This window comes from uncultured Gemmiger sp., assembly GCA_944388105.1.
Lineage (GTDB): Bacteria > Bacillota > Clostridia > Oscillospirales > Ruminococcaceae > Gemmiger.
Genome location: CALXHN010000095.1, coordinates 1 through 7,803, shown reverse-complemented (window position 1 = coordinate 7,803; position 7,803 = coordinate 1). Strand labels below are relative to the sequence as shown.

Genomic DNA, 7,803 nt, shown 5'->3' with positions numbered 1-7,803 from the left:
TGTTCCCCACCATGAAGCCGCTGGACTGAGAAGCCTTCCCGCATAACAGAGACTAAGAAAGAGCACCCTCCGATTGGTTCGGAAGGTGCTCTTTTTGTTTGTATGGCGATGCGCGGGCGCGTCAGTCCATCTCCCGCAGCTGCCGCTGCAAAAGGGTCCCCACCGCCCCGGCCAGCTGGTCCACCTGGCGGATGCGCACGAACTCCCGGCCGTAGATGGTTTTCAGGGCGGGCACGTCCCGGTCCAGGCCCAAAAAGATGGCCCCTACCCGGAACCCCTGGCTGCGCAGGGCTCGGACCTGGGCAGCGGTGTCGTCCACGGCGGCCTGGTCCCCGTAGTCCCGGCCAATGGGCATGGCAGCAGAGGGGGCGATCTTCTGGCTGTCGTTGGGGCTGGCATCGGTCAGGATCAGCAGCAGTTTGTGCCCGCAGCCGGAATCCGCCAGACGGGCGGCGGCGCGCAGGGCCAGACCATCCCGGTTCCACCCGGCGGCAAAATAGTCAAAGACCGACCGGCAGCCCGGGTCCTGGTAGCCTTTCAGCCGCTGCAATACCGTATACCCCCGCAGGCTGCGGAAGGCGAAAATCTGCAGTTTCACCCCGCAGCGGAGCAGGCTTTCGGCCAGGATGTACCCTTGTGCGGCGATGGTCTCCTGGCTGTTCAGCCGGGAGGCGGAAGCGTCCAGCAGCAGATCCACCGAAAGATCCGGCTGGATGTCCTCGGTCTGCCGCAGAAAGACGGACGGGTCCCCCAGGCAGGGCGCCCGCCAGACCCGGCGGCTGTTGAGCCGTCCGGACCGGGCCCGCACCGGCTGGGGCTGGCTGTAGGAGCGCAGGGCCTCCGCCAGCTGCTCGCTCAGCCGCCGGATGCCGCTGGCGCAGAGCCCGCTGTTTCTGGCGTAAAAGTCCAGGTTGCGCTGCCGCTGGAGGGCTGCGTCCCGGGCCAGACGGGCGGCCTCCCCGTCCGGGGGCCGGTGGGAGGCGGGCTCTCCCCGGGTGATCCACAGATGGCAGGTGCGGTGGCTGCCGGTGCACAGCTCCTGTTCCAGCATGGCCAGGTCGTGGTCGTTGTACAGGCAGCGGCCGAAGCAGGTTTCAATGTAGGCCCGGTCGCTCTCGGCCCGACGGGCGGAAAGGTGTCGGGCCAGCAGGGCCTTGCCCGCCGGTCGGGCGTTGACCGCCTGCAGCTGGTCGCTGCGCCGCAGCACCAGCTGGTCGGTGTGGCGCACCTCGGTGGGGACCAGCTTGGTGAGCAGGGCGGCCGCCAGCCCTTTCAGGTGCAGGGCGTGGGGCCCCCGGTCCGGTTCGTTGCCGGAAAAGAGAAAAAAGGTCTGCAGCATTTCCTGCAGGGCGGCAATGACCCCCTGGGTGTCCAGGGACCCGGGCAGGGCCAGGGCCTTGGCCAGCTCCCGGGCCCGGGGCGTCAGCAGGGGCGGGCGGCGTCCGGCCAGGGGCGCCCAGCGGGCTTCCTGCTGTTCAAACACCCGGTTGTTCTTGGCCATCCATTGCTGGCGGGACATGGTTTTCTGTCCGGCAAAAAAATCCAGGGCATGCTGCTGCCGCAGCTGGGCCAGGATGGGCCGGTGGGGCAGCTCCTTCTCATAGACGCAGTTTTCCAGCCCCAGCCAGACCAGCTCGTCGAACATGGTCCGGCGGGGACTGCCTCCGTAAGAGGCAAAAAAGCCTTCCAGGCGGGACATATCCAGCCATCTGGCCGTCAGCCCCACCACGCAGTTGAAGTAGAAGTCAGGCTGCCCGTCCGGGGTAAAGGCCATGAAGGGCGGGTCCAGGTCATACCGGCCGGCGGCGGCCCAGATGAGATTCAGCGCCCGACGCTGTTCCGGGCTGTATTGACGCTGCAGCATGCCATCACCCCGGAAAGACCTTGCCCCGGTCCAGGTTCCTGGGGATGCGGGCCGCGATCACGTCCCGGATCAGGGTCTGCTCGTAGGGGTCGAAGGTCTTGTTGGTGATGCACAGGTCCAGGGCCGCGCTGGCGTCCAGACCCCGCTGGATCAGCCGCAAGGCGTCCAGCAGGCCCCGCAGGTCCACCGCCCGGGCGGAGATCTCGGCGCTGTCCGCCTTCTTGTTCAGGTCGTAGAACAGCTGGACGAACTGTCCGGCAAACCGGGGACTGATTTGGGGAAAATGGTGGCGCAGCAGCTTGTTCATGTCCTCCTCAGAGATCAGCGGCAGGTCCAGCACCGCAAACCGGGAGACCAGTGCCTCGTTCAGTTCCCGGGTGCCGGCGTAGCCGTAGTTCATGGTGCCGATGAACCGGGCGGCGTCATCCACCCGGATCAGGTCGTAGCCCGGTACGTCGATGGTGCGGCGGTAGTCCAGGGTGGCGTGGAGCACGGCCAGAGCCTCGTTCTTGGCCATGTTGATCTCGTCCAGCACCCCGAACCCGCCGCAGCGGGCACACTGGCACACCGGCCCGGGGGAAAAGACCACCTTTTCCCCGTTGAAGGTGTCCGACCCGATGAGGTAGGAGGCGTCCATATTGATGTGGAAGGACACATTCCAGCAGGGCCGCCCGAACGCCCGGGCCAGGTTTTCGGCCAGTACATTCTTGCCGGTGGCCTTGGGACCGGCCAGCAGCAGGTTCTCCCCGCACAGCAGGACGGTGGCGGCCTGGTTCCACACCTCCCGGCCGTAGTAGCGGTAGCGGGGCTCCGGGATGCGGTCGGCCATGCCCTGGGGCACGGGGTGTTCGGCGCGGAAATCCGCAATGCCCTGGATGACCGCCGGGTCCACCCCTTCTTCTTTCAGAAAATCCAACATAGAAACCATCCCCTTTTGTCTTAACTATAGGAAGTCGGTCCGGGATTGTCAATAAAGGGCGTCCGGGCGCAGACAGGGAAAAAGTCCCCGGCGGCCCGCAGCCTGCCGGAGACTTTCTGGTGCAAAGGAAAACGCTTATTCCACCGGCAGCAGCACGGCGCTTTCGGCGGGCATGGTCAGGGTGCCGTTTTCCAGCGTGACCGGCCCGCCCAGGGCAAACAGGGGCTGTCCGGCGGGGGAGAGGCCACAGGGGCAGCGGACCTGTCGGGCAGCGGGGTTCACCGCCGCCAGGATCTTCTCCCCGCCGCCGGTGCGCAGGTACACCAGCGGGTAGGCGTCGGCCTCGCAGTAAATGAACTCCATGCCGCCGTCCGCCTGCAGGGCCGGGTGGGCCTTGCGCACCTCACACAAGGTCTGTACCGTGTGCCACAGGGAGGCACTGTCGGCCATGCCGTCGGCCACGGTGGGGGCGTCGGCGGCAGGGTCCTGGGCGGTGTACAGCTGATCCGCTTCGGCTGCGGAGAAGCCGTAGTTCTTTTCGTGGTCCCACTGCATGGGGCTGCGGGAGCCGGTGCGGTTATAGCCGCCCTCCACCGAATCCAGGTCCAGGTACCGCATGGCGATCTCGTCCCCGTAGTACACGAAGGGGGCCCCGGGCATGGAAAGCAGGAAGGTGAAGGCAATCTTCATCTCCTCCGGGTCCAGCCAGTGGCGCAGCCGCTCCATATCGTGGTTGCCGGAGGGGATGCACATCAGCCCCTTGCCGCTGGTCAGGCGGTAGTTCTTTTCATAGGTATCCGCAAAGGCCCGGGCGTTGCCCTTGCCCTCCCGGCTGAAGAAGGGATGGTCGCACCGGAACAGGTCCATGTAATGGGAATTGCCGAAATGCAGCAAAAAGTCCATATGGAACCCGCCCATCAGGGACTTGTCCGGCTCGCCCCACTCGGAGAGCATCACCGCGTCGGGGTACTTTTCATCCAGGAACCGGCGCACCTGCTGCCACAGCTTGATGGTCTCCTGGCTGTCCGGGTCATTTTTCACCAGCGACCCGGCCATGTCGATGCGGAAGCCGTCGCATCCCCGGGACAGCCAGAAGTCCATCACATCCATCATGGCCTGCCGGGTGGCCAGGGCTTCGGGGGAGTCCACCGCGCTCTGCCAGGGCTCGGTGGGGTGGGCAAAGCCGTAGTTCAGCGCCGGCTGGTTGGAGAAAAAGTTCACCGCCACGCAGCCGTTGCGGGGATACAGCCCCCGCAAAGACCCGGTGATGTTGCCGTAGCCCGCCACATCGTGCCAGATGGAATCGCTCCAGATGTACCGCCCGGAATACTCGTTCTTTTCCACTTTGCAGGACTGGGCAAACCAGGGATGCCGGATGGAGGTGTGCCCCGGCACCAGGTCCAGGATCACATGCATATCCCGGCGGTGGGCTTCCTCAAACAGGCGGATCAGGTCCTCGTTGGTGCCGTAGCGGGGGGCCACCTGGCAGTAGTCCTCCACATCATAGCCCGCGTCCCCGAAGGGGGAGAGGAAGCAGGGGTTCAGCCACAAAGCGTTGCAGCCCAGCTCCCGGATGTAATCCAGCTTGCGGATGATGCCGGCCAGGTCCCCGATGCCGTCGCCGTTGGTATCCAGGAAACTCTGGGGATAGATCTCATAGAAGATGCTTTTTTTCAGCCAATGGTCCATAAACATACAGCCTCCTGCTAGGATCGCCGGCGTTGCCGGACGGTTTTTCTGCCTGCATTATAGCGCGTTTCGCCGGCGGAAAAAAGCGCCAAAACCCACAAAAAACACCGTCGAAAAACCGGCATCCCCGCCAACGGGTGCCAAAACCGTTAAAAAAGTGTCAGCTTCCCCTTGCGCTGACGCCCGTTTATGCGTATAATAAAGGCATAGCGAAAGGGGATACTGCGCCCCGCCGCCAGGGAAACCCCAAAATGCAGAAACTAAGGAAAATCTACGGATCGAGAGGAGATTTTTACCATGGGTTTGGGCAAAAAGACCATCGACGATGAAAACTACGCCGGCAAGCGCGTTCTTGTCCGCTGCGACTTCAACGTCCCGATGAAGGACGGCGTCATCACCAATGACAACCGCATCAATGCGGCCCTGCCGACCATCAAGAAGCTGATCAACGACGGCGCCAAGGTCATCCTGTGCAGCCATCTGGGCAAGCCGAAGAACGGCCCCGAAGAGAAGTTCAGTCTGGCTCCTGTGGCGGTGCGCCTGTCCGAGAAGCTGGGCCAGCCCGTCACCTTCGCTGATGACGACAACGTGGTCGGCCCCAAGGCCAAGGCTGCTGCTGCCACCATGGGCAACGGCGATGTGGTCCTGCTGCAGAACACCCGTTTCCGCAAGGAAGAGACCAAGAACATCGACACCTTCAGCCAGGAACTGGCTTCTCTGGCTGACGCTTACGTGGATGACGCCTTCGGCTCCTGCCACCGCGCCCACTGCTCCACCGCCGGCGTCACCGACTATATCAAGGACACCGCTGTGGGCTACCTGATGGAAAAGGAAATCAAGTACCTGGGCAACGCTGTCAACGATCCCGTCCGTCCCTTCACCGCCATCCTGGGCGGCGCCAAGGTCGCGGACAAGCTGAACGTCATCTCCAACCTGCTGGAAAAGGTCGACACCCTGATCATCGGCGGCGGCATGGCCTACACCTTCCTGAAGGCCCAGGGCTACGAGATCGGCACCAGCCTGTGCGACGACTCCAAGCTGGACTACTGCAAGGAAATGATGGAAAAGGCCAAGGCCAAGGGCGTCAAGCTGCTGCTGCCCGTTGACACCGCCTGCGTGGCTGCCTTCCCCGATCCCATCGACGCTCCCGTGGAGACCAAGATCTGCCCCGTCACCGATATGCCCGCCGACATGGAAGGCTGCGACATCGGCCCCGCTACCATGAAGCTGTTTGCCGACGCCGTCAAGGCTTCCAAGACCGTTGTGTGGAACGGCCCCATGGGCGTGTTTGAGAACCCGACCCTGGCTGCCGGCACCCTGGCTGTTGCCAAGGCCATGGCCGAAAGCGACGCTACCACCGTCATCGGCGGCGGCGACAGCGCGGCGGCTGTCCAGCAGATGGGCCTGGGCGACAAGATGACCCACATCTCCACCGGCGGCGGCGCCTCCCTGGAATACCTGGAAGGCAAGGAACTGCCCGGTATCGCTGTCATTCAGAACGCATAATCTACCCGCTATGCGCGGCGGCTCTGCCGCCGCGCATTTTTGACGGAACAAAAACAGGAGGTTTTTCTCATGGATAAGCAGAATCGCAAAGCCGTTATCGCCGGCAACTGGAAGATGAACATGACCCCCACCGACGCGGGCCATCTGCTGGACCACCTGATCCCGCTGGTCGCCGACGCCGGCTGCGAGGTCGTCGTCTGCGTGCCCGCCACCGACCTGTGCGTGGCTGTGGCCAAGTGCTCCGGCACCAACATCCATGTGGGCGCCCAGAACGTGCACTTTGAAAAGTCCGGTGCCTTCACCGGCGAGATCAGCGCCGACATGCTCACCGACCTGGGCGTGGAATATGTGGTCATCGGCCACAGCGAGCGCCGTCAGTACTTCGCCGAGACCGACGAGACCGTCAACAAGCGCACCAAGGCGGCTCTGGCCGGCGGCCTGAAGCCCATCGTCTGCGTGGGCGAGAGCCTGGCCCAGCGTGAGCAGGGCGTCACCGAAGAGCTGGTCCGCATGCAGGTCAAGATCGCCCTGAACGGTGTCACCGCTGACGAGCTGAAGAACGTCATCATCGCCTACGAGCCCATCTGGGCCATCGGCACCGGCAAGACCGCCACCGCCGACCAGGCCGAGGAAGTCTGCGCCGCCATCCGCAAGGTGGTGGGCGAGCTGTACGGCGAGGACGCCGCCAAGGCCCTGACCGTCCAGTACGGCGGCAGCATGAACGCCAAGAACGCTGAGGAACTGCTCAGCAAGCCCGACGTGGACGGCGGCCTCATCGGCGGCGCCTCCCTGAAGGCCGACCAGTTCGCCATCATCGTGGACGCAGCCACCAAGGGCTGATCCCGGCGGACCAATATCCCAAATTTAGGTAAGGAGCAATTTTTCCCATGTCCAAGAAACCTGTTCTTCTTTGCATTATGGACGGCTTCGGCTGGACGCCGGACAACACCTTCGGCAACGCCGTGGCCGCCGCCAACACCCCCAACCTCGACAAGATCTTTGCCGAGTGCCCCATGACCACCATCCAGGCCTCCGGCATGGCTGTGGGCCTGCCTGACGGCCAGATGGGCAACAGCGAAGTGGGCCACACCAACATGGGCGCCGGCCGCATCGTCTACCAGCAGCTGACCCTCATCACCAAGAGCATCCAGGACGGCGAGATGGTCAAGAACCCGGTCCTGGTCAAGAACATGAAGGCTGCCATCGACGCCGGCAAGGCCATCCATCTCATGGGCCTGGTGGGCACCGGCGGTGTCCACAGCCATGCCGACCACTGGTTCGGCGTGCTGGATATGGCCAAGCATATGGGCGCCACCAAGGTCTACCTGCACTGCATCATGGACGGCCGTGACACCGACCCCCATTCCGGCAAGGGCTTCCTGGCCGACCTGCAGGCCAAACTGGACGAGCTGGGCATCGGCGAGATCGCCACTGTCACCGGCCGTTACTACGCCATGGACCGCGATTCCAACTGGGATCGTGAGGAAAAGGCCTACGCTGCTTTCGTCTACGGCGAAGGCCGCCGCGCCGCCAACGCCCAGGAGGCCATCGACGCCTCCTACGCCGAGGATGTCACCGACGAGTTCGTGGTCCCCGTCATCACCTGCGAGGGCGGCCGCGTTCAGGAAGGCGACACCGTCATCTTCATGAACTTCCGCCCCGACCGTGCCCGTCAGATGACCCGCATCTTCGTGGACGACGACTTCAAGGGCTTCGAGCGCCGCTACGGCCGCTTCCCCGTGAACTACGTCTGCATGGCCGAGTACGACGCCACCATGCCCAACTGCGAAGTGGCCTACCCGCCGGTGGAGCTGAAGAACGTGCT

The 7,803-nt window shown here is 64.0% G+C and carries 6 protein-coding genes; 3 read left to right on the top strand and 3 right to left on the bottom strand.

Annotated features, from left to right (window positions below; genetic code table 11):
* Positions 1 to 121: 121 nt before the first annotated feature.
* The 3 genes from Q0K17_RS09420 to Q0K17_RS09410 all read right to left on the bottom strand — a co-directional run bounded on the left by Q0K17_RS09420 (position 122) and on the right by Q0K17_RS09410 (position 4,472).
* Positions 122 to 1,864: a hypothetical protein gene (locus Q0K17_RS09420; protein ID WP_294542541.1), complete on the bottom strand. Its 1,743-nt coding sequence runs from the start codon at positions 1,862 to 1,864 to the stop codon at positions 122 to 124.
* A gap of 4 nt (positions 1,865 to 1,868) precedes the next feature.
* Positions 1,869 to 2,792 carry an AAA family ATPase gene (locus Q0K17_RS09415; RefSeq protein ID WP_294542539.1) on the bottom strand — a complete coding sequence of 308 codons (924 nt, stop codon included), beginning with the start codon at positions 2,790 to 2,792 and terminating at the stop codon, positions 1,869 to 1,871.
* A 126-nt stretch (positions 2,793 to 2,918) separates the two neighbouring features.
* On the bottom strand, positions 2,919 to 4,472 hold the full coding sequence (locus tag Q0K17_RS09410; RefSeq protein WP_294542538.1) for an alpha-amylase family glycosyl hydrolase: 1,554 nt from the start codon (positions 4,470 to 4,472) through the stop codon (positions 2,919 to 2,921).
* A gap of 297 nt (positions 4,473 to 4,769) precedes the next feature.
* Between Q0K17_RS09410 and Q0K17_RS09405 the strand changes: the two genes are divergently transcribed.
* The 3 genes from Q0K17_RS09405 to gpmI form a co-directional block, all read left to right on the top strand.
* Entirely contained in the window at positions 4,770 to 5,978 is a 1,209-nt protein-coding gene (locus Q0K17_RS09405) for a phosphoglycerate kinase (RefSeq protein WP_204647773.1), read from the top strand.
* 69 nt (positions 5,979 to 6,047) lie between these two features.
* On the top strand, positions 6,048 to 6,818 hold the full coding sequence (gene tpiA, locus Q0K17_RS09400) for a triose-phosphate isomerase (protein WP_294542532.1): 771 nt from the start codon (positions 6,048 to 6,050) through the stop codon (positions 6,816 to 6,818).
* Positions 6,819 to 6,865: 47 nt separating this feature from the next.
* On the top strand, positions 6,866 to 7,803 hold a 938-nt coding region (gene gpmI / locus Q0K17_RS09395; RefSeq protein ID WP_294542531.1), incomplete at its 3' end, for a 2,3-bisphosphoglycerate-independent phosphoglycerate mutase.

Excerpts from the sequence above, each read along its gene's own strand:
- Q0K17_RS09415 (WP_294542539.1), bottom strand. The coding sequence starts at position 2,792 with ATGGTTTCTATGTTGGATTTTCTGAAAGAAGAAGGGGTGGACCCGGCG.
- Q0K17_RS09420 (WP_294542541.1), bottom strand. The coding sequence starts at position 1,864 with ATGCTGCAGCGTCAATACAGCCCGGAACAGCGTCGGGCGCTGAATCTC.
- tpiA (WP_294542532.1), top strand. The coding sequence starts at position 6,048 with ATGGATAAGCAGAATCGCAAAGCCGTTATCGCCGGCAACTGGAAGATG.
- Q0K17_RS09410 (WP_294542538.1), bottom strand. The coding sequence starts at position 4,472 with ATGGACCATTGGCTGAAAAAAAGCATCTTCTATGAGATCTATCCCCAG.
- Q0K17_RS09405 (WP_204647773.1), top strand. The coding sequence starts at position 4,770 with ATGGGTTTGGGCAAAAAGACCATCGACGATGAAAACTACGCCGGCAAG.